Origin of the sequence: Stenotrophomonas maltophilia (genome assembly GCF_013464915.1) — a bacterium.
In the GTDB taxonomy this organism is placed as follows: domain Bacteria; phylum Pseudomonadota; class Gammaproteobacteria; order Xanthomonadales; family Xanthomonadaceae; genus Stenotrophomonas; species Stenotrophomonas maltophilia_AT.
The window spans coordinates 17,005-36,098 of sequence record NZ_RAVT01000040.1 but is presented as its reverse complement, the minus strand read 5'-3'; the positions used below and the strand labels follow the sequence as shown (position 1 = coordinate 36,098).

Below are 19,094 nucleotides of genomic sequence, written 5' to 3'. Positions count from 1 at the left end.
AAACCGGTGGTTCATGAGGTTGCCGGCCAGCGGCCGGCACTACCATCGTCGGTCAGGATCGGGTTCACACCGGCAGTGCACCCGGGCGGCCGTGGGTGACCTGGAAGCGGGCCGCGGTACGCACCGGCGCATCGGCGCGCAGCACGCTGTCGGCGAAGCGCAGTTCGGCATCCACGGTCTGCCGGTTCAGCTGCAGCTTCCACCAGCCACGGCGGTCGCCATCGAAATAGCGGATGTGCGGGTTCTGCGGAATCGACGGACCGTAGTACGGGCCATAGGGTGTGTCGTCGCCGCCGCTGCTGATCGCCGGGGCGATGAATTCGGTGGCCACCACCGGGGCATCGGCCGTGTCGAAATCCAGCTTCAGGTCGTTGACGAAGGTGGAATGCCAGTCACCACCGAGCACAATGGCATTGCCCTGCCCGCCCGCCTGCAAGGCCTGCAGCAGCCGGTTACGTGCGGCGGGATAGCCATCCCAGGCGTCGTTCCAGAAGCGCTCTCGCGGCGTGCCGCCGTCCAGCCGCAGCTGCGCCATCAGCAACTGCTGCACCACCACGTTCCAGCGCGTGCCGCGTGCGGCCGCCATCGACTGCGCGAACCAGGCTTCCTGGCCCACGCCCAGCATGCTCATGCGTGGATCCAGCGCAGCGTCGCAGCGCGGCGACTCGCCCACCCCGCAGGGATTTGCCGGACGGAACTGGCGGCAGTCGAGCAGGGTCAGCTGCGCCAGATCGCCGTATCGCAGGCGCCGATGCACGCGCAGGCCACCATTGCCCGCAGGCGTGCTGCGCATCGGCAGGTGCTCGTAGAACGCACGGTAGGCGGCGGCGCGGCGGATGATGAAGTCCTCGGTCGGCACGTCGCTCTTTTCCGGATGGATGCCGGAATAGTCGTTCTGCACTTCGTGGTCATCCCAGATCACCGCGAACGCGTGCGCGGCGTGCGCGGCCTGCAGGTCGGGATCGAGTTTGTACAGCGCGTACTGGTCGCGGTAGCGCTCCAGGCTGACGGTCTCGCCGCTGAAGCGTTCCGCATCCAGCGCACGACCACGCGCGTTCTTCAGCGGGCTGTATTCGTACAGGTAGTCACCGGCATGCAGCACCAGGTCAACATCACTCTGCGCGATATCGCGCAGCACCGGGTAGTAGCCACTGTTCCAGGCCTGGCAGGTACACAGCGCCAGCCGCAGCTGCTGCAGCTGCGTGTCCAGCAGCGGCGCGGTGCGGAAATGACCGACCGCGCTTTCCTCATCGCCGTCACAGGCGAAACGATAGTAGTAGTCACGGCCCGGACGCAGGCCGCTGACTTCCACATGTACCGAATGCGCCAGCTCCGGCACCGCCGCGGCGACGCCGCGCTGCACCAGCCGGTGCATGCCCGGGTCTTCGGCCACGAACCAGCGCACCGGCACCGCCCGCGACGGCATGCCGCCGCCGTTGAGCGGGTCCGGTGCCAGCCGCGTCCACAGTACCGCCCCCTGTGGATCCGGATCACCGGCGGCGACGCCGAGGGTGAACGGATCACGCCCCAACCGCGGGCGTGGGCCGGCCGTAGCCAGCCCCGGCATCGCCGCCAGTGCGATCGCCGCCCCCGTGCCCTGCCACGCCATGCGCAGCAGGCGACGACGGCTGTCCGGATCAACAGGCCCGCGCATCAGAAATGCACGGTGGCGGTGGCCATCACCTGCCGCGGTGCACCGACCTGCATGGTCGCCAGGCTGCGGGTCGGGTCGGCGGCGTAGGTGCCATTGGTGTTGATCGAGGACAGGTAACGCTTGTCGGTCAGGTTGGTCAGGTTCAGCGCCACGGTCAGGTTCTGTGCCGGGCCGAGCCTGCCGAAGTCATAGGCCACCGAAGCGTTGACCAGCCAGTAGCTGGGCACCGACACGTCGTTGGTATAGGTCACGTAACGCTTGCCGACATGGTTGGCGGCCAGGCGCAGGTCCCACGGGCCCGGCGTCCAGGCCAGGGTGCTGGCGAACATCCATTCCGGGGTGTCGACGGTCTTCTTGCCGCGGGTCGGCACCACGCCGTTGTTCACGTAGTCGTTGTCGTAGGTGCTGTCATTCCACGACAGCGCGTTGGACCAGGTCAGGTCCTGCATCGGCTTCAGCTGCAGGGTCGCCTCGGCACCGCGGCTGGTCACCGAACCGACGTTGGAGAACAGCGCCGGGCAACCGAGGATGCCCACGCACTGGGCGATGGCCAGCAGGCGGTTGTCGAACTTCACGTCGTACACCGCCACCGAGGCTTCATAGCCCTGGCCGTAACCGCGCCAGCCCAGCTCGATGGTGCGCGACTGTTCCGGCTTCAGGTTCTTCGCGCTGGCATCGAATGCGGCCTGCGGTACGTTGAACGGGCTGCCCACGCCCAGTGCATAGGCCGCGATGTTCTTGGCGAACGAACCGAAAATCTCGTTGCCTTCGTTGAGCTTGAAGTTGAAGCCGGCCTGCGGCAGGAAACCCTTCTTCGAGGTCAGGCTGCTGTTGTTGGCATAGCTGCCCAGCGGCGTGCGCACGCTGGTGCGGGTGTTCGGCGACTTTGCACCGATGTCGATGGTCAGGCGGTCATCGAACAGGCGGAAGCGGTCCTGCACGTAGAACTGGCGGGTGATGGTGGTGTAGCGCTGGTGCCACACGCGCTGGTCCGGATTGCGCAGGAAGAAATCGTCGGTGATCGGGCCGTCGATGTAGTAGAAGTTGCGCTGCACGCTGTGGCCGTTGTCTTCGTACCACAGGCCCGCTTCCAGTTCGTGGCCCGCCACGTTCCAGGTGAACGCCGAGGTCACGCCAGTGCGGTCGATCGCATACTCGGTGGTGCGGATCGAGATCGGGAGTTCGCGGCTGGTGCCCGGGTTGGACGGATTGGACGGGCTGAACCAGTGGCCCTGGCCACGGTTGCTGTGGTTGTAGACGTTGACCTTCAGGCGCATCGACTCGTTCAGGCCGAAGTCGCCGGCAATGCTGGACAGGTCGTCATTGCGCAGGCCGTGACCGGAGTAATACGCGTCCCACGGGCTGTTGACGCCACCGCTGAACGTGCCGCGTGCGGCAGCCACCGCGCGATCCCAGTCCGGTGCGTAGTTGTCCCAGTCCCAGCCGAGGCGATCGATCATCTCCAGCGACAGGTCCTGGTAATCGGCCTCGACGCGGCGCGAGGCGTTGAACAGCGCGGTGATCCTGCTGTCCGTTCCGAAGTTGTAGGTGGCCTTGCCGTTGAACTGCTTCAGTTCCTGCGAGCCCTTGCCCTTCCACTTGTCGCCTTCGGAATACACGCCGGACAGGTAGGCGGCGAAGCCCTGGTGTTCACCGGTCTCCAGGCGCGCATAGCTGCGGCGCGCACTGTCGCTGCCGAAGCCCTGTGCCAGCACCACGCCATACTCGGTGGACGGATCGATCGAATAGAACTGGAACACACCGCCGAGGTTGCTGGTGGACGGCGTACCGAGCGCACCGATGCCGGTGGACACTTCGGCACCGCCCAGGTTCTCGCTGATCACCGCGCGGCTGATGTGCAGGCCGTTGCTGTTGCCGTAGGCCATGTTGCCCAGCGGAATGCCATCGAGCGTGTAGCCCAGGCGGTTCTGGTTGAAGCCACGCAGGCTGATGGTGGTGGACCACTCGTAGGCACCGGTGGCGTCGGCCGATTCGAAATGCACGCCCGGCTTGGTCGCCAGCAGCTTCAGCGGGTTGGCACCGGGCGGCAGCACCTTCATGTCCTCGGCGGTCACGCGCTGGACCTGGCGCGCTTCGCCGCGGCCGATCACCGAGATCGAATCGAGCGTGGTGGCCGACGGTGCGTCGGTGGCGGGGGCGGTTTCAGCGGCGGCAAGCGACGGCAGCGAAGCACAGACCAGCAGGGCCAGCAGATTGCGGCGGAGCGGAGCGTGGGACGGCATGGGGGCGGATTCCTTGGGCACGCTGGACGCCGAAGGGCGGCGTCGAAGGGCAGCAGCGGCGGAATCGTAGAAGCGTCGCGTTACATGTCATTTACACGCCACATACGGAAGATTGGCGTTTGGAATGGTTTGCCGGCCGTGGAGTGGTTGCCGGCCAGCGGCCGGCACTACGGTTATTCGAATGAGCCGACCGAGTCGTGGGCCAGGTTGTCGAAGCGGGTGTATTCACCGAAGAACTTCAGCTTGCACGAACCGGTCGGGCCACCACGGTGCTTGCCGATGATGATCTCGGCCAGGCCCTTGTCCGGCGAATTTTCCTTGTTGTAGTAATCGTCGCGGTAGATGAACACGATCATGTCCGCGTCCTGCTCGATTGCGCCCGATTCGCGAAGGTCGGCCATCACCGGGCGCTTGTCGGTACGTGTTTCCAGCGAGCGGTTGAGCTGCGACAGCGCGATCACCGGTACGTGCAGTTCCTTGGCCAGGCCCTTCAGCGAACGCGAGATTTCCGAAATTTCGGTTGCGCGGTTCTCGCTGTTGCCCGGCACGCTCATCAGCTGCAGGTAGTCGATCACCACCAGGCCCAGGTCGTGCTCGCGCTTGAGGCGGCGGCACTTGGAACGCAGCACTTCCGGCGACACGCCCGGCGTATCGTCGATGAAGATCTTGGTCTCCTTCAGCATCTTGATCGCGCTGGTGACGCGGCTCCAGTCCTCGTCTTCCAGCTGGCCGGTACGCAGGCGCTGCGCGTTGATGCGGCCGTTGGAGGAGATCAGGCGCATCGCCAGCTGCGAGGCCGACATTTCCATCGAGAACACCGCCACGCCCTTCTTCGACTTGATCGCCGCGTACTCGGCGATGTTCAGTGCGAACGTGGTCTTGCCCATGGCCGGGCGCGCGGCGAGGATGATCAGGTCGGTTGGCTGCAGGCCGGCGGTCATCGCATCGAAGTCGTTGTAGCCGGTCGGCAGGCCGGTGATGTTGCCGCCGTTCTCGAAGCGGTTGCGCAGCTCCTCGAAGGCATCCTTCAGCGCGCCAGGCATGGCCACGAAGTCGGTACGCCCGCGTGCCCCCTGTTCGGCGATGGCGAACACGCTCTTCTCCGCAGAAGCCAGCAGCTCACTGCTGTCACGGCCCTCCGGCTGGAAGCCATCGTTGACGATGTCGGTGCCGACCTGGATCAGCTGCCGCAGCACCGCCTTGTCACGCACGATCTCGGCATAGGCCACGATGTTGGCCGCCGACGGCGTGGTGCTCGCCAGCTCGATCAGGTAGGCGCCATCGCCCACCAGCTCCAGCTTGCCCTGCGATTCGAACCACTCGCCCAGGGTCACCGCATCGAACGGCCGCTCACGCTCGGACAGCTCGCGGATCGCGCGGTAGATCATCTGATGATCGCGGCGGTAGAAATCGCCCTCGGTCAGCTGGTCGTTGACCCGGTCATAGGCCTCCGGCGCCAGCATCAGGCCACCCAGCACCGCCTGCTCGGCTTCCACCGAATGCGGCGGCACGCGCAGCTGGTCGATACGCGATTCATCGCGATCGCGATCGAAGCCATCACCGCGCTCTCTGCGGTTGGAACGGAAGCCGGGACGAGCGGACATGCTGCGGTGTTTCCTGCAAAAGTGGGCCGGACGAGTGTAGGCATGCGCCGACCCCGGCGGCCATGGACAAGCCTGTGGATAAGCCGTGGAGAAACGGGGGATATCCGCCAGTGCCTCGCCACTCTGGCGCGGGGGCGTCGCAGTGCCTGCGACGGGCGCCGTTGCGACGCCCGAGCGGGGCATTATCGCAGATCAGGCGGCCAGGGTCGGATCCCGCGCCACGCACGGGCGCTCGCCCGCTCAGTTGGACGTGGGGTCAGAGCCCGCCACTGCGCGACGGGATCCGACCCCGGGCATGGTTGGGGTCGGATCCCTCTGCAAAGCAGAGGGCTCTGACCCCGCAGGCCTCAATCGTGGCAGGGGTCGGATCCCCCTGCAAAGCAGAGGGCTCCGGCCCCATCGGTCTCAATCGCCCTTCACGTGCACCGCGATCAGTGCCAGGAACCGGTCCACGTAGCCCTGCAGGAATTTCTGCGTGCCCTCGTTGTGAATCGTGCCATCGGCATCGATCAGGCCGTCCTTGAAGTGGATGAACGCTTCGGGCTGGCCGAGCACGTGCATGTCCAGGAAGGCAAGGCTGTTGCGCAGGTGCTGCTGGGCCACGGCGGTACCGATCTGGCCGATGGAGGCGCCGATCACCGCCGCCGGCTTGCCGGCAAACGCGCTGTCACCGTAGGGGCGCGAGCCGATGTCGATGGCGTTCTTCAGCACGCCCGGTACCGACCGGTTGTATTCGGGGGTCACGAACAGCACCGCGTCGGCGGCACGCACCTGGTCCTTCAGCCGGGTGCCCTGCGGCGGGTACTGGCCATCGAAATCCTGGTCGTACAGCGGGAGATCGCCGATCTGCACGTACTGGAAGCGCGCGCGGTCTCCAGCGATCTTCTCCAGCGCATGGGCCAGCTTGCGGTTGCAGGAATCCTTGCGCAGGCTGCCGACGAACACGGCGATGGTGGGGACGGACATCGGGACATACTCCTCACGGTACGGGAGGCCCAGCCTAGACGCCGGGCCCGTGCCGTCCGGTGAAGATCAGCCGCCGGTCACGCGGTTCCGTACCTGCCGCCAATGCGCCTGCCAGGCCTGGAACATCAGCACGTTCCACAGGTGGGTGTGCCACTTGCGCTGGCCGCCCAGGAACTGCTGCCACAGCGGCTGTACCGCGGCCGCCGACAGCACTCCCTCGCGTTCGAGGCGTGCCGGCTGCAGCAGGTCTTCGGCCCACGGCCGCAGGTCGCCCTTCAGCCAATCGCTGACCGGCGCACCGAAACCGCGCTTGGGCCGGTGCACCATCGACGGCGGCACGTAACGGCCAAGCACGCGCTTGAGCAGCACCTTGCTGGTGGTTTCGCTGCGCTTGAAGCCCAGCGGCAGCGACCAGGCGAACTCGGCCACGCGCCAGTCCAGCAGCGGCGCGCGTGCCTCCAGGCTGACCGCCATCGAGGTGCGGTCGACCTTGCACAGCAGGTCATCCGGCAGGTAGGTCACGTAATCGGCCAGCATCATCGCATCGGCCGGTGTGCCGGCACCGTGCAACGGATCGGCCAGGTCGTAGAAGCTGCCGGCAGCCTGCGCGCCCGGCACTGCCGCCGCCGGATCGCGCCAGCGCGAGATGCGGTTGCGGTACACGTCGCCGATGCCACGCGCGCCGGACTCGGCCAGCAGCGCAGCCAGTCCGCCGGTCCGCGAGGCCTCGCCCTGCTGCTGCGAGCGCGCGCCCATCCAGCGCCGCAGCGGGCCCGGCACGCGGCCCAGCATCTGCCAGTTGCGCAGCGCGCGCACGTAGCGGGTATAGCCGAAGAACAGCTCATCACCGCCGTCACCAGACAACGCCACGGTCACGCCCTGCCGCGCCAGGCGCGCGACCAGCGCGGTCGGCACCTGCGAGGCGTCGGCGAAAGGTTCGTCGAACATCGCCGGCAACTGCGGCACGACTGCCAGTGCATCCGCGCCGCTGACGTAGAGCTCGGTGTGGTCGCAACCCAGATGCGTGGCCAGTTCCCTGGCCAGCGGTGCCTCGTCGTGGCCCGAACCGGTGAAGCCGATGCTGAAGCTGTGCACCGGCTGCCCGCTCTGCGCCTGCATCAGCGCCGCCACCAGCGACGAATCGGTGCCGCCGGACAGGAACACGCCCACCGGCACGTCGGCCACCATGCGCAGCGCGACCGCATCGCGCAGCAGCGCATCAAGCTGTTCCTCGGCCTCCTCGATGCGCCCCTGGAACGGCGCGGCCAGCGCGGCCTGCATGCGCGCGCGCGCATCCCAGTACGGGCGCTGTGCCTGCTCCGGACGGTGCGCGGCCGCACCCGCCGCTACGGCTTCGGCGTCCAGGCGCAGCACGCGCCCGGGCATCAGCTTGTAGCAGCGCTGGTGGATGCTGTGCGGTGCAGGAATGTAGTCCAGCCGCAGCAGCAGGGTCAGTGCATCCCGGTCGATGTCGTTGTCGAACGCCGGGTGCTGCCACAGCGCCTTCAGTTCGGAACCAAACACCAGCGTGCCACCGGCCCAGCCGTAGTACAGCGGCTTCTTGCCGACGCGGTCGCGGGCCAGCCACAGGCACCGCTCTTGGCGGTCCCACAGGGCGATGGCGAACATGCCGTTGGCACGCTGCAGGGTGTCCTCGATACCCCACTGCAGGATCGCTGCCAGCAGCACCTCGGTATCGGAATGGCCGCGGAAGGCGTGCCCCAGCGGCTCCAGTTCGGCACGCAGGGCAGCGAAGTTGTAGACCTCGCCGTTGTAGGCCATCACGTAGCGACCGTCGGCCGAGGCCATCGGCTGGTGGCCCAGCGGCGACAGGTCGAGGATGCTCAGGCGGCGATGCGCCAGCGCGATGCCGGCCGAGGCGTCGACCCAGCTGCCGCCATCATCCGGCCCGCGGTGGTGCAGCGCCTCGCCCATGGCCAGGACCTGCGCCTGCAGCACCTCGGCCGACGCCACCGGCGCCGGCAACAACATTCCCGCCAATCCACACATGCATCAGGGTTCCTGCGCCAGTTCAAGGGCGGCGCCAATCACTGCATTGTCGCTTGGAAGCCCGAACATTGCTGCCCCCGCCAGCGGGGTATAGGTATCGGCACCGCAGACCCGGCGCAGCGGCAGGTGGCCGAAACCGGCCTCGACCAGTGCGGTGACCACCCCCTCGCCTACTCCGCCGCTGTGGCGTCCTTCGTCCAGTACCAGCACACGTCGCGCACTGGCGGCCTGGGCGGCGATGAACCCGGCATCCAGTGGCACAAGCCAGCGCAGGTCCACCACCCGCACCTGCCAGCCCAGCTGCTGCTCGATCGCCCGCGCCGCGCGCAGCGCCATCGGCACGCCATTGCCGTAGGTGTAGACCACCAGGTCGCCAGCCTCCGGCCCGTAGACACGGCCTTCGCCCGGCACCAGCGCCTGGCCCTGGGCCGGGTAGTCGAACAACCACTGGCCGTCGCCGGGTTCGTGCAGGTCCTTGCTCATGTACAGCGCGATCGGCTCCAGGAACACGGCCACGCGCCCATCCACCCGCGCCAGCGCCGCCAGCGTGCGCAGCATCATCACGGCATCGTCGCCGCGCGATGGGCAGCCGACCACCAGCCCGGGGATGTCGCGCAGCGCGGTGATCGAGTTGTCGTTGTGGAAATGGCCGCCGAAACCCTTCTGGTAGCCCAGCCCGGCCACCCGCACCAGCATCGGGTTGCGGTACTGGTCGTTGGAGAAGAACTGCAGCGAACAGGCCTCGCCACGCAGCTGGTCGATGGCGTTGTGCAGGTAGGCCAGGTACTGGATTTCCGGAATCGGCAGCATGCCCATGTTGGCCAGACCCTGTGCCATGCCCAGGATCATGGTCTCGTCCAGCAGGGTGTTGAACACCCGGCGCGGCCCGAAGCGGCGCAGCAGATCCCTGGTGACGGTGTAGACACCGCCCTTCTGCGCGACGTCCTCGCCGAACAACAGGCTCTGCGGATACTTGGCCAGCAGTTCCTGCAGGCCATGGTTGATCTGGATCGCGAGATGCCGCGGCGCCTGTCGTTCGGGCAATGCCTCGGCATCGCCATAGAGTGCCTCGCGCGCTTCGGCAGCGACCTCGCGTTGCGCCTCGGCCTGCACCGCTGCAGGGGTGTACGGTGCCAACGGCGCCATCACTTCCTGCAACGACTGCAGCGTAGGGCGGCCTTCGGCATCCGCCGCCGCGGCCATGCAGCGCGCGCGCATCGTTTCGTAGGCCACCTCGATGGCGGGCGCATCCATCCAGCCTGATTCCAGCGCGATCTGCGCCGAACGCAGCAGCGGGTCCTGGGCCTCGGCCGCGCACAGCTCCGGCAGCGCGCGCCATTCCACTTCAAAGTCGGTGCCGGCATGGCCCATCAGGCGCGTGGTGCGCAGATGCAGGAAGGTCGGCCGCCGGGTGCGTCGGCAGTGCTCCACCGCGGCCTGCACCTGCGCGTGGCCCTTGGCCAGGTCCAGGCCATCGGCGAAGAAATAGTCCAGCCCCGGTTGATGGCTGAAGCGCTCGGCGACCCAGCCTTCGGGGGTCTTCACCGAGATGCCCAGGCCGTTGTCCTCGCAGACGAACAGGATCGGCGCCGGCAGTTTCTGGTAGGCCGACCACATCGCGGTATTGAAGGCGGTCTGCGCGGTGGCGTGGTTGGCCGAAGCATCGCCGAACGAGCACAGCACGATGCTGTCGGGCGGAACCGGCAGCGCCTGCCCCAGGCGCTTGCCACTCTCGATGGCCAGCGCGGTGCCCAGCGCCTTGGGCAGGTGCGAGGCGATCGTCGAGGTCTGTGGCAGCACCCACAACGGCTTGCTGCCCCACACCTTGTGGCGGCCACCGCTGGCCGGATCCTCGGCACTGGCGGCGAACGAGAGCGCGGCATCACGCAGCGGGTCGATGCCCGGCACCTGCCGCGAACGCTCGGCCATGAAAGCGCCGGAACGATAGTGCAGGAACGCCGGATCGGTGTGCCTGCAGGCCCGCGCCAGCAGCGCGTTTCCTTCATGGCCGGAAGAACCGATGGTGTAGAAGACCTTGTTCTGCACGCGCAGTACGCGCGCCATCAGGTCCAGCTGACGGCTGGCCAGCTGCGAATGGAACAGTTCATCGAAGGCGGCGGCGGTGAGCGTACTGCCCGGCAGGATCGGTGCATCCGCTGCGGGTCGCGGGCGCGGCGTACCGCGCCAACCACGCACCGCCTCGAGGAAATTGACGTCGCACACATCGGCGCGGTTGAGCACGCGCATGCGTGCGGGAATCGGATCTGGAACCACAGCGAACATCGAACACCCTCCGTGTCGTTGTTGCGTTCGGCCGGGCCTGGCCCGGCGCTACCCTGTGGGGGTCACCTTGGTGAGAATCACGCGGCTTCGAAGCGCAAGCGCACTTCGGCGGTCACCGCTGGCATCGGCAGGAAGCGCGGCTGCGCACGCACGCGCTGCAACCAGGCACGCACTTCCGGGAACGGTTCCAGGCTGATGCCGCCCTCGCCCGCCACATCGGTATAGGCAAACAGGGCGATATCGGCGATGCCGTACCCGCTGCCGGTGAACCATTGCGCCTGGCGCAGGTGCTGCTCCATCACTGCCAGCGCGGTGGCGGCGCGCTCGTGCAGGCGCGGCAGTTCGGCGCGGCGCGGTGAATCAGCTGGGGTCCAGCCACGGATGAAGCGCGCCACTGCCACGCAGGGCTCGTGCGTGTACTGCTCGAAGAACATCCAGCTCAATGCCTGCGCGCGCTCCCAGCCATCGCTGGGCAGGTAAGGCGTGCCTTCGGCCAGCCAGAACAGGATCGCGTTGGATTCGGTCAGCACACGGCCGTCGTCGCGCACGATCAGCGGCACCTTGGCATTCGGGTTGAGCGCCAGGAACTCGGGGGTATGGGTCTGGCCGTGGGCACTGTCCACCTCCACCCAGCGGTAGCGGCTGCCGAGCTGCTCCAGCAGCAGGCGAACCTTGTGGCAGTTGCCCGAGACCGACATGCCATGCACCGTCAGCGGGATGCGCTCTTCCAGCATTGCCTGCTCCATCGGATCCGGCCGGCGGCCGGCTGCATGCAGTCTGGCAAGTGCGCCAGGGAATGCCAAGCGCGGGTGCAGCATGGCAACACGGTAGTGCCGGCCGCTGGCCGGCAACCGTACGAATCTGCCGCAACGCGATTGCCGGCCMGCGGCCGGCACTACCGGGCAAGGCTCAGCGCGCGCGCCGCCGCCACTGTTCGCGCGACTGGCCCCAGATCTGCATCGGCTTGTCGTTGTACGGCGGCGGCAGTTCGCCCATCCGCAGCAACGTGCTGCCCAGCTTGCGCGCGACCGCCCGCGAGTTGTCGTTGTTCTCGGCGATGGTATGGATCACCTCATCCCAGCCCAGCGTGTCGAAGGCCCAGTCGATCGCCGCGACCGCCGCCTCCGGCGCATAGCCCCTGCCCCAGCTGGCATGGCGGATGCCCCAGCCGACCTCGGTACCCGGCCAGTCCTGCGGCTGCCACGGTCCCATCCGCCCGATCCAGTCGCCGCTGGATTTTTCGATCACGCTGAACATCGAGAAGCCGAACAGCTGCCAGGCGCCGGCCAGGCTGCAGAAACCGCGCCAGGCTACCGATGCCGGTTGCACGCCACCCAGGGTGCGCATCGTTTCCTCGTCGGCGCAGAACGCCAGGTAAGGTTCGTAGTCCTCGCGCAGCAGCGGGCGCAGGATCAGGCGCTCGGTTTCCAGGCGCAGGTCGAAGATGCTCATGCCGACTCCATGTCGAAGGGGCCACCATGATGGTGGATTCCGCCTCCACACGGATGAATGCCCGCGCTCACAACGAAACGGGCCGGCATGAGCCGGCCCGTCGGGTACAGCAGGGTGTTCTGGATTACTGGCGCGTGGCCGCAGTGGCGCCGGCAGCGGCGGTCTGCGTGACCAGCTGGCCATCGACCACCGGTAGGCGATCGCTGGCCGGCTTGTTGTCCATGCGCACGGTCTTCTCGGCGCCGTCGTAGCGGTAGGTCACGTTGTAGCCCTTCACCACGTCATTGGTGCCCATGGCGATGCGGTTGCCCGGCTTGCTGGCCATGCGCATGGTGCCGGTGGTGCCGTCCTCGTTGCGGTAGGTCACGTTGTAGCCGGTAACGCGGCTCGACTCGGAGGTGGCGGTCTCGGTGTGGCACTGGCGTTCGGTGCGGTTGACCACGCGGCCCCCCACGTGTCGCTTGTCGATCTGGTTGCCGATGAAGCCACCGGCCACGGCACCGGCTGCGGTCGCGGCCTTCTTGCCATTGCCACCGCCGACCTGGTTGCCGAGCAGGCCGCCGACCACCGCACCAACCACGGTGCCGCCGACGTTGCCGTCACGCTCCGGCAGGCGCTCCTGCACGGTCACGTCCTGGCAGACCTCGTGCGGGGTCTGGGTGGTGGAGGTCTCGCGCACGGCATCGGTGCCGATCACGGTGGCGTAGGCCTTCTGCTTCTCGGTGATCGGGTCGACCTTCAGCACGTCGGCATATTCCAGCCCGCGTGGCGCAGACGGGTCGAGCTTGTCACCGCGTGCGCCATCGTCAACGGCGTTGCCGTCAACCAGGCGTGATTCACCGTTGGGGGTTCCGGCGCTGATGGAATCGGGCGACTTGTCGCCGCTCTTCATGAAGGCGGCGGTGGCGATGCCACCGACCAGCAGCGCGCCCGCTGCGACCAGGACAGTTGTAGTTGTGCTTTTCATGACCTGCTCCTTGCGGACCATCCGCAACGTTCTCGGGCCAGATTGCAGCATGCACTGCCTGAACGGAATCTCCACATTTCCTGCTCATTCCTGTAACCCATTCAGCATCGGGAAATGCTGGGCCCGTGGTAGCGTTTGCATATTCCCCAAGAGGATCCTCGCCATGGCCAACCCGATGCTGCTCCCGGTACTGCAATGGGCCCGCCGGCTGCGCTACCCCACCCTGTTCAAGCTCACCGCCGGCCTGTTCGTGCTGACCCTGTTCATCCCCGACCCGATCCCGTTCGTCGACGAGCTGGTACTGGGCTTCGGCACCCTGCTGCTGGCCAACTGGAAGAGCCGCAATACAGTCCCGGCTCCGCCGCCGCTGGAACAGCGTTGACCCCGCTGGTCGACAGCCACTGCCATCTGGATGCCAGTGAATTCGATGCTGACCGCACGGCGGTGATCGAGCGCGCAGGCGCCGCCGGCGTGCACGCGCAGGTGGTACCGGCCGTCACTGCCGCCAGCTGGCCGAAGCTGCGCGAGGTCTGCGGGCAGGCACCGGGGCTGTACCCGGCCTATGGCCTGCATCCGATGTTCCTGGCCGAGCACCGGCCCGACCATCTGCCGCTGCTGCGCGAGTGGATCGAGCGCGAACGACCGTGTGCGGTCGGCGAATGCGGGCTGGATTTCTTCGTCGAGGGATTGGATGCAGAGGCGCAACAGGCGTACTTCATCGGCCAGCTGCAACTGGCCCGCGAGTTCGAGCTGCCGGTGATCGTGCATGCGCGACGCGCGGTGGATGCGGTCATTGCCGCGATCCGTCGCATCGGCGGCCTGCGCGGCGTGGTGCACAGCTTTTCCGGCAGCCCGGAACAGGCCGCGCAACTGCACCGGCAAGGCTTCCTGCTTGGTCTTGGCGGTCCGCTGACCTACGAACGCGCGCAACGGCTGCAGCGCCTGGTGCGCGGGATGCCGCTGGAACAACTGCTGCTGGAAACCGATGCACCGGATCAGCCCGATGCCGGCATCCGCGGCCAGCGCAACGAGCCGGCGCGGCTGGCGGTCATCGCCCGCCACGTGGCCGCACTGCGCGGTACCGACGTGGAGACCGTGGCACGGGTGACAAGCGAGAACGCCCAGCGGCTGTTCGCGCTGCCAGCCCCGCACCGGTAGTGCCGGCCGCTGGCCGGCAACCCAGGAATGATTGAATCAGCGCGGAAGCCGGCCAGCGGCCGGCACTACCGTCAGGCCTTCGCCTTCTTCGGCTCCAGCAGCATTTCCAGCGCCTTGCCCACCGCAGCGAACGCGAACGCGCCGGTGATGTGGGTTGCGGCGCCCAGGCCTGCGCCGCAGTCCAGTTTCAATGCCGCATCCGCACCCAGGTTCGGACGGATGCCGCAGACGCTGCCATCGGCCTGCGGATACTTCACGTTTTCCAGCGAGTACACCGCCGGCACGCCAAAATAGCGCTTGGCGTTCTTCGGGAAATTGAACTCGCTGCGCAGCTTCTTGCGGATCAGCGCCAGCATGGCGTCGTGCTCGGTGCGCGAGACATCGCGGATGCGCACCAGGGTCGGATCGGTACGACCACCGGCAGCCCCCACGGTCAGCAGCGGCAGCTTGCGGCGGCGGCACCAGGCGATCGTCTCGACCTTGACCCGGAAGCTGTCGCAGGCATCGATCACCAGGTCGAATCCACGGTCCAGCAACTCGGCCATGTTGGATACGGTCAGGAACGCCTGCACGGCATCGACCTCGATGTCCGGGTTGATCGCGCGGCAGCGCTCTGCCATTGCCTCGGCCTTGTTGCGGCCGTAGTTGCCCTCCATCGCCGGCAGCTGCCGGTTGGTGTTGGACACGCAGATGTCATCGGCGTCGATCAGGGTCAGGTGGCCGACCGCCGAACGCGCCAGCGCTTCCACCACCCACGAGCCGACCCCGCCCATGCCCACCACCGCCACGCGGCTGCCCTGCAGGCGCTCGAGCGCACCTGCGCCATACAGCCGTTCGATGCCGGCGAAGCGTTGTTTGACCTGTTCGTTCATCCGGCTATTTTAACGTGCAGGCGCCAGCGCCTGCAGCGCGCCGGCATCGAACCCACCGTTGCACGCCCGGAGAGCCCGCCATGAACGCCAGCCCGCCCCGCCACCCGTCCACTGCCCATCGCTACCTGTTCGTGCTGTGCCTGGGCCTGCTGATCGGCCTGGCCGCCACGGTCATGGTCGGCCGCGCCCTGCAGGCCCGCCGCGACCCGTTCCCGGACAGCCTGATGCAGGTGATGCAGCGGCAATCGCAGCTGCTGCAGCAGGCCCAGCAGCAGAACCGCTGCAGCCTGGCCGACAGCGTGCCGCGGCTGCAGGCCCTGCGCCTTCTGTCCAACGACCTCGACCTGGCCTTTCCCGGGCTGAAGGACAACGGCCGGTTCCAGCAGCACGCCAGCCAGCTGCGTGGCAACCTCAACGCCGCGCTGGCGGCGCCGCCCAGCGACTGCACCGCTCTGGCCAAGGTGGTGGAAACCCTGCAGGCCGACTGCCGCGCCTGCCACCAGGACTTCCGCTGAGCCGCATTCATCCTGCAGCCGGGCAAGCCATGCACGGTTGGCGCGTCGTTCACGTTCGAAAGGAGAGGATTCGTCCACCCTGCTGCATGACGCAGTACCACCCAACGCACCCGCCTTCACGGCCAGGAGACGCCCCATGAAGATCCAGCTCATTGCCGCCAGCGCCATCGCTACCCTCGCCCTGGCTGGCTGTGCCACCTCGCCCGGCTACGGTGGCGGTGGTTACAACAACGGCTACAACAATGGCGGCTACGGCAACAACGGCGGTTACAACCAGGGCCGTTGCGCCGACTGCGGCATCGTCACCCGCATCAACACCGTGCCGTCAGGCCGCACCGCGCCCAGCGCGACCGGCGCCATCCTCGGCGGCATCGTCGGCGCCGTCGCCGGCCATGAGATCTCCGATCACACCGGCGGCAGCCGTGGCAACAAGAACATCGCTGCGGCCGCAGGCGCGGTCGGTGGTGCGCTGGCCGGCAACCAGATCCAGAAGAATGTAACCAGTGATACCTACGACATCAGCGTGCGTATGGATGATGGCCGCACCATCGTGGTCAACCAGCGCGACCTCGGCGGCATCCGCGAAAACACCTACGTGCGCGTAGTCAACGGCAAGGTCATCCTGCGCTGACCTGCACCGGGCCGACGGCAAAGAAAAAGGCCCGCTTGCGCGGGCCTTTTTCATGTGACGGCTTGCAGCGCGATCAGGTCGGCTGCACGGCGTCGGCCTGCAGGCCCTTCTGGCCCTGCACGACGGTGAAGGTGACCTTCTGGCCTTCCTTCAGGCTCTTGAAGCCCTGGGTCTGGATGGCACGGAAGTGCACGAACACGTCTTCGCCGTTTTCACGGCTGATGAAGCCGAAGCCCTTTGCATCGTTGAACCACTTGACGGTACCGGTCTCGCGATCAGACATCTCACTAACTCCCTGGTGACTCTCTCTTGTTGTAGGAAACGCCTGGTGGGCGGCTGACAAGCAAGGGGGAAGCGAGGTGCATCGATGCAGCGGATCGGGAAGATCTTGCTTCATCAGGCCACGATCCACGGTGACCTTGCCAAGCTCAGCGACTGCAACTTAACCCGCCCAAAACGAAAAAGCAACTGGCAAAATCTTTCACTGTCAACCCCAAAACGGCCACCATACGGGACAGCATGGGACTCTCATTCATCTTATATCTGCTAGCGGTCATTTTTGTCCTTGTCGGCATCGCCGGAATCATCCTGCCGGCCCTGCCCGGGATCCCGCTGGTGTTCATCGGGCTGCTGCTGGCGGCCTGGGCGGACGGCTTCGCCCACGTCGGCTGGCCGACCCTGGTTGCGCTGGGGGTACTGACCCTGCTCTCGTTGCTGGTGGACGTGCTGGCCACCGTCGTCGGAGCGCAGCGGGTCGGTGCCAGCCGCAAGGCACTGTGGGGAACCTTCGTCGGCAGCATCGTCGGCCTGTTCTTCATGCCGATCGGCCTGTTCGCCGGCCCCCTGATCGGCGCCCTGCTGGGCGAGTACTGGCACACCCGCGAACTGGGGCGCTCGACCAAGGTTGGCCTGGCCACATGGCTTGGCATCCTGCTCGGCCTGGCGCTGAAGCTGGCGGTGGTGATCGCGATGCTGGGGCTGTTTGCGTTCGCCTGGTTCCTGTGAGCGGCCTCGCCTTCACGCCACACGCACGCGGTGGCCGTGCATAAACCGTGGGGGCTGGCCGTGATCCGGTGCAGCCGCCACACTGTGCGATTCCCGTATTCACCGAAGGGCCTGTTGCAATGACCCTGTCTCCGTTGCTTCCCCGCCTCGCGCCGCTGGCGCTGGCCCTGGCCAGTGCGCCGCTGGCCGCGCAGGAGTTCGCGCCCAGTGCCGAAGCCTCGCCTGCCGCGTGCGCGGCGATTACCACCGATGCTGCCCGCCTGGCCTGTTATGACCGCCAGTTCGGGCGTACCCCGCAGGCCACCGCCGAGGCCGACGCTGCGGCCGAAGCGGCCGCGCAGGCCCGTCGCGAAGAACGCCAGACTGCGCGCGTGAGCCAAGGCGAGGAAAAACTGCGCGAGCGGGTCAGTGACCTGTTCCGTCCAGCAGCCCCTGACAGCGCACTGGCCAATGCCGGCCGTGGCTCGCTACTGGACAGCCGCTGGGAGCTGGCCGAAGACTCCAAGCTCGGCCCGTTCCAGCTGCGCGCCTACAAGCCGGTGTACCTGTTGCCGGCGTTCTGGACCAGTGATCGCAACACCACGCCGCATTCGCCGAATCCGGCCAACACGGTCACCACGCCGCAGGTGCTGGACAGTGCCGAACTGAAGTTCCAGATCAGCTTCAAGACCAAGATCGCCGAGAACCTGTTCGGCGACAACGGCGACATCTGGGCCGGCTACACCCAGAGCTCGCGCTGGCAGGCCTACAACGGCGAGGATTCGCGCCCGTTCCGCGAAACCAACTACGAGCCGGAAGTGATGATGGTGTTCCGCAACGGCTACTCGATCGGTGGCTGGCGCGGGCGCATGACCGGTATCGCGCTGAACCACCAGTCCAACGGCCGCGCCGACCCGCTGTCGCGCAGCTGGAACCGGGTGATGCTCAACATCGGCCTGGACCGTGAGAACTGGGCACTGGTGCTGCGCCCCTGGTACCGCATTCCCGAGACCCGCAGCGACGACAACAACCCGGACATCGAGGATTACATGGGCCGCGGTGATGCGACCCTGACCTGGAACCGCAACGGCCACGAGGTCTCGCTGATGGCGCGCCATTCGCTGCGCACCGGCAGCCGCTCGCACGGTGCCCTGCAGCTGGATTACGGCTTCCCGATCAGCAACCTGCTGCGCGGCCATGTACAGGTGTTCGACGGCTACGGCGAAAGCCTGATCGACTACAACCACAAGGCCACCTACGTGGGCGTGGGCGTGTCCCTGCTGGAGTGGTTCTGATGCACGTGACGATCTGGCACAACCCGGCCTGCAGCAACTCGCGCGGCGCATTGAAGCTGATTCGTGATGCCGGCTTCGAGCCAGTGGTGGTCGATTACCTGGACAGCCCGCCGGACGTCGCCGTGCTGCGCCAGGTGCTGGCCGAATCCGGGCTGGACGCGCAGGCGCTGGTGCGCAGCAAGGAAGCGCAGTTCACCGAACTGGGCCTGGAAGATGCGGACGAGGCCACGCTGCTGGCGGCGATGGCCGAGCACCCGCGGCTGATCAACCGCCCCGTGGTGCGAACGGCCAAGGGCACGCGCCTGTGCCGGCCACCGGAAACGGTGCTGGAGATCCTGTAACCCACACCGCCTCGCCTTCGCCGCGGGCGGCGAAGTCTGTTGGTAGAGTCGACTGTTGGTCGACTCCCCCATCCTTCATATGCTTCTGCGGAACGGCCCGCACTGCGTGCGATAGTCGA

Annotated in this window: 18 protein-coding genes; 7 read left to right on the top strand and 11 right to left on the bottom strand. The window is 67.1% G+C overall.

The window, feature by feature from the left end; all coding sequences use genetic code 11:
* Positions 1-64 precede the first annotated feature (64 nt).
* From D7T59_RS14065 to D7T59_RS14025, 9 genes are all read right to left on the bottom strand, one after another.
* Positions 65-1,654, bottom strand: coding sequence for an alkaline phosphatase D family protein (locus D7T59_RS14065; protein ID WP_180851740.1), 1,590 nt, complete (start codon positions 1,652-1,654; stop codon positions 65-67).
* Positions 1,654-3,897 carry a TonB-dependent receptor family protein gene (locus tag D7T59_RS14060; protein WP_180851742.1) on the bottom strand — a complete coding sequence of 748 codons (2,244 nt, stop codon included), beginning with the start codon at positions 3,895-3,897 and terminating at the stop codon, positions 1,654-1,656. The genes D7T59_RS14065 and D7T59_RS14060 overlap by 1 nt, the downstream gene beginning before the upstream one ends.
* A gap of 173 nt (positions 3,898-4,070) precedes the next feature.
* Positions 4,071-5,501, bottom strand: a complete 1,431-nt coding sequence (locus D7T59_RS14055; RefSeq protein WP_099552507.1) for a replicative DNA helicase — start codon at positions 5,499-5,501, stop codon at positions 4,071-4,073.
* A 405-nt stretch (positions 5,502-5,906) separates the two neighbouring features.
* Complete coding sequence (locus D7T59_RS14050; protein WP_005410279.1) at positions 5,907-6,467, bottom strand: NADPH-dependent FMN reductase; 561 nt, start codon at positions 6,465-6,467, stop codon at positions 5,907-5,909.
* Between the two features lie 66 nt (positions 6,468-6,533).
* Positions 6,534-8,477: an asparagine synthase (glutamine-hydrolyzing) gene (gene asnB / locus D7T59_RS14045; protein WP_180851744.1), complete on the bottom strand. Its 1,944-nt coding sequence runs from the start codon at positions 8,475-8,477 to the stop codon at positions 6,534-6,536.
* Between the two features lie 3 nt (positions 8,478-8,480).
* A complete protein-coding gene (locus tag D7T59_RS14040; RefSeq protein WP_180851746.1) occupies positions 8,481-10,760 on the bottom strand; it encodes a transketolase C-terminal domain-containing protein in 2,280 nt (759 codons plus the stop codon).
* A 77-nt stretch (positions 10,761-10,837) separates the two neighbouring features.
* Positions 10,838-11,494, bottom strand: a complete 657-nt coding sequence (locus D7T59_RS14035; RefSeq protein WP_164135992.1) for a glutathione S-transferase family protein — start codon at positions 11,492-11,494, stop codon at positions 10,838-10,840.
* Between the two features lie 175 nt (positions 11,495-11,669).
* A complete protein-coding gene (locus D7T59_RS14030) occupies positions 11,670-12,212 on the bottom strand; it encodes a GNAT family N-acetyltransferase (RefSeq protein ID WP_164135991.1) in 543 nt (180 codons plus the stop codon).
* 124 nt (positions 12,213-12,336) lie between these two features.
* Entirely contained in the window at positions 12,337-13,179 is an 843-nt protein-coding gene (locus D7T59_RS14025) for a glycine zipper 2TM domain-containing protein (RefSeq protein ID WP_049429434.1), read from the bottom strand.
* Between the two features lie 163 nt (positions 13,180-13,342).
* On the opposite strand from D7T59_RS14025, the gene D7T59_RS14020 reads away from it, so the two are divergent.
* The gene (locus D7T59_RS14020) at positions 13,343-13,561 is read left to right on the top strand and encodes a DUF6116 family protein (protein ID WP_005410285.1); all 219 of its coding nucleotides are present in this window, start codon (positions 13,343-13,345) and stop codon (positions 13,559-13,561) included.
* Complete coding sequence (locus D7T59_RS14015) at positions 13,558-14,337, top strand: TatD family hydrolase (RefSeq protein WP_180851748.1); 780 nt, start codon at positions 13,558-13,560, stop codon at positions 14,335-14,337. Before D7T59_RS14020 ends, D7T59_RS14015 begins: the two co-directional genes overlap by 4 nt.
* 71 nt (positions 14,338-14,408) lie before the next feature.
* On the opposite strand, the gene D7T59_RS14010 is transcribed toward D7T59_RS14015, so the two are convergent.
* On the bottom strand, positions 14,409-15,209 hold the full coding sequence (locus D7T59_RS14010; RefSeq protein WP_164135989.1) for a tRNA threonylcarbamoyladenosine dehydratase: 801 nt from the start codon (positions 15,207-15,209) through the stop codon (positions 14,409-14,411).
* An 80-nt stretch (positions 15,210-15,289) separates the two neighbouring features.
* Between D7T59_RS14010 and D7T59_RS14005 the strand changes: the two genes are divergently transcribed.
* A complete protein-coding gene (locus D7T59_RS14005; RefSeq protein WP_180851750.1) occupies positions 15,290-15,724 on the top strand; it encodes a cytochrome c in 435 nt (144 codons plus the stop codon).
* Positions 15,725-15,860: 136 nt separating this feature from the next.
* A complete protein-coding gene (locus D7T59_RS14000; protein WP_005410289.1) occupies positions 15,861-16,355 on the top strand; it encodes a glycine zipper 2TM domain-containing protein in 495 nt (164 codons plus the stop codon).
* A 73-nt stretch (positions 16,356-16,428) separates the two neighbouring features.
* Here D7T59_RS14000 and D7T59_RS13995 read toward each other — a convergent pair whose 3' ends face one another.
* The gene (locus D7T59_RS13995; protein WP_005410290.1) at positions 16,429-16,638 is read right to left on the bottom strand and encodes a cold-shock protein; all 210 of its coding nucleotides are present in this window, start codon (positions 16,636-16,638) and stop codon (positions 16,429-16,431) included.
* Between the two features lie 236 nt (positions 16,639-16,874).
* On the opposite strand from D7T59_RS13995, the gene D7T59_RS13990 reads away from it, so the two are divergent.
* The 3 genes from D7T59_RS13990 to arsC all read left to right on the top strand — a co-directional run bounded on the left by D7T59_RS13990 (position 16,875) and on the right by arsC (position 18,975).
* Positions 16,875-17,360: a DUF456 domain-containing protein gene (locus D7T59_RS13990; protein ID WP_049429424.1), complete on the top strand. Its 486-nt coding sequence runs from the start codon at positions 16,875-16,877 to the stop codon at positions 17,358-17,360.
* Positions 17,361-17,479: 119 nt separating this feature from the next.
* Positions 17,480-18,634, top strand: coding sequence for a phospholipase A (locus D7T59_RS13985; protein ID WP_005413953.1), 1,155 nt, complete (start codon positions 17,480-17,482; stop codon positions 18,632-18,634).
* Positions 18,634-18,975: an arsenate reductase (glutaredoxin) gene (gene arsC / locus D7T59_RS13980; RefSeq protein ID WP_164135986.1), complete on the top strand. Its 342-nt coding sequence runs from the start codon at positions 18,634-18,636 to the stop codon at positions 18,973-18,975. The genes D7T59_RS13985 and arsC overlap by 1 nt, the downstream gene beginning before the upstream one ends.
* Positions 18,976-19,094 lie beyond the last annotated feature (119 nt).

Excerpts from the sequence above, each read along its gene's own strand:
- D7T59_RS14065 (WP_180851740.1), bottom strand. The coding sequence starts at position 1,654 with ATGCGCGGGCCTGTTGATCCGGACAGCCGTCGTCGCCTGCTGCGCATG.
- D7T59_RS14060 (WP_180851742.1), bottom strand. The coding sequence starts at position 3,897 with ATGCCGTCCCACGCTCCGCTCCGCCGCAATCTGCTGGCCCTGCTGGTC.
- D7T59_RS14055 (WP_099552507.1), bottom strand. The coding sequence starts at position 5,501 with ATGTCCGCTCGTCCCGGCTTCCGTTCCAACCGCAGAGAGCGCGGTGAT.
- D7T59_RS14050 (WP_005410279.1), bottom strand. The coding sequence starts at position 6,467 with ATGTCCGTCCCCACCATCGCCGTGTTCGTCGGCAGCCTGCGCAAGGAT.
- asnB (WP_180851744.1), bottom strand. The coding sequence starts at position 8,477 with ATGTGTGGATTGGCGGGAATGTTGTTGCCGGCGCCGGTGGCGTCGGCC.
- D7T59_RS14040 (WP_180851746.1), bottom strand. The coding sequence starts at position 10,760 with ATGTTCGCTGTGGTTCCAGATCCGATTCCCGCACGCATGCGCGTGCTC.
- D7T59_RS14035 (WP_164135992.1), bottom strand. The coding sequence starts at position 11,494 with ATGCTGGAAGAGCGCATCCCGCTGACGGTGCATGGCATGTCGGTCTCG.
- D7T59_RS14030 (WP_164135991.1), bottom strand. The coding sequence starts at position 12,212 with ATGAGCATCTTCGACCTGCGCCTGGAAACCGAGCGCCTGATCCTGCGC.
- D7T59_RS14025 (WP_049429434.1), bottom strand. The coding sequence starts at position 13,179 with ATGAAAAGCACAACTACAACTGTCCTGGTCGCAGCGGGCGCGCTGCTG.
- D7T59_RS14020 (WP_005410285.1), top strand. The coding sequence starts at position 13,343 with ATGGCCAACCCGATGCTGCTCCCGGTACTGCAATGGGCCCGCCGGCTG.
- D7T59_RS14010 (WP_164135989.1), bottom strand. The coding sequence starts at position 15,209 with ATGAACGAACAGGTCAAACAACGCTTCGCCGGCATCGAACGGCTGTAT.
- D7T59_RS14005 (WP_180851750.1), top strand. The coding sequence starts at position 15,290 with ATGAACGCCAGCCCGCCCCGCCACCCGTCCACTGCCCATCGCTACCTG.
- D7T59_RS14000 (WP_005410289.1), top strand. The coding sequence starts at position 15,861 with ATGAAGATCCAGCTCATTGCCGCCAGCGCCATCGCTACCCTCGCCCTG.
- D7T59_RS13995 (WP_005410290.1), bottom strand. The coding sequence starts at position 16,638 with ATGTCTGATCGCGAGACCGGTACCGTCAAGTGGTTCAACGATGCAAAG.
- D7T59_RS13990 (WP_049429424.1), top strand. The coding sequence starts at position 16,875 with ATGGGACTCTCATTCATCTTATATCTGCTAGCGGTCATTTTTGTCCTT.
- D7T59_RS13985 (WP_005413953.1), top strand. The coding sequence starts at position 17,480 with ATGACCCTGTCTCCGTTGCTTCCCCGCCTCGCGCCGCTGGCGCTGGCC.
- arsC (WP_164135986.1), top strand. The coding sequence starts at position 18,634 with ATGCACGTGACGATCTGGCACAACCCGGCCTGCAGCAACTCGCGCGGC.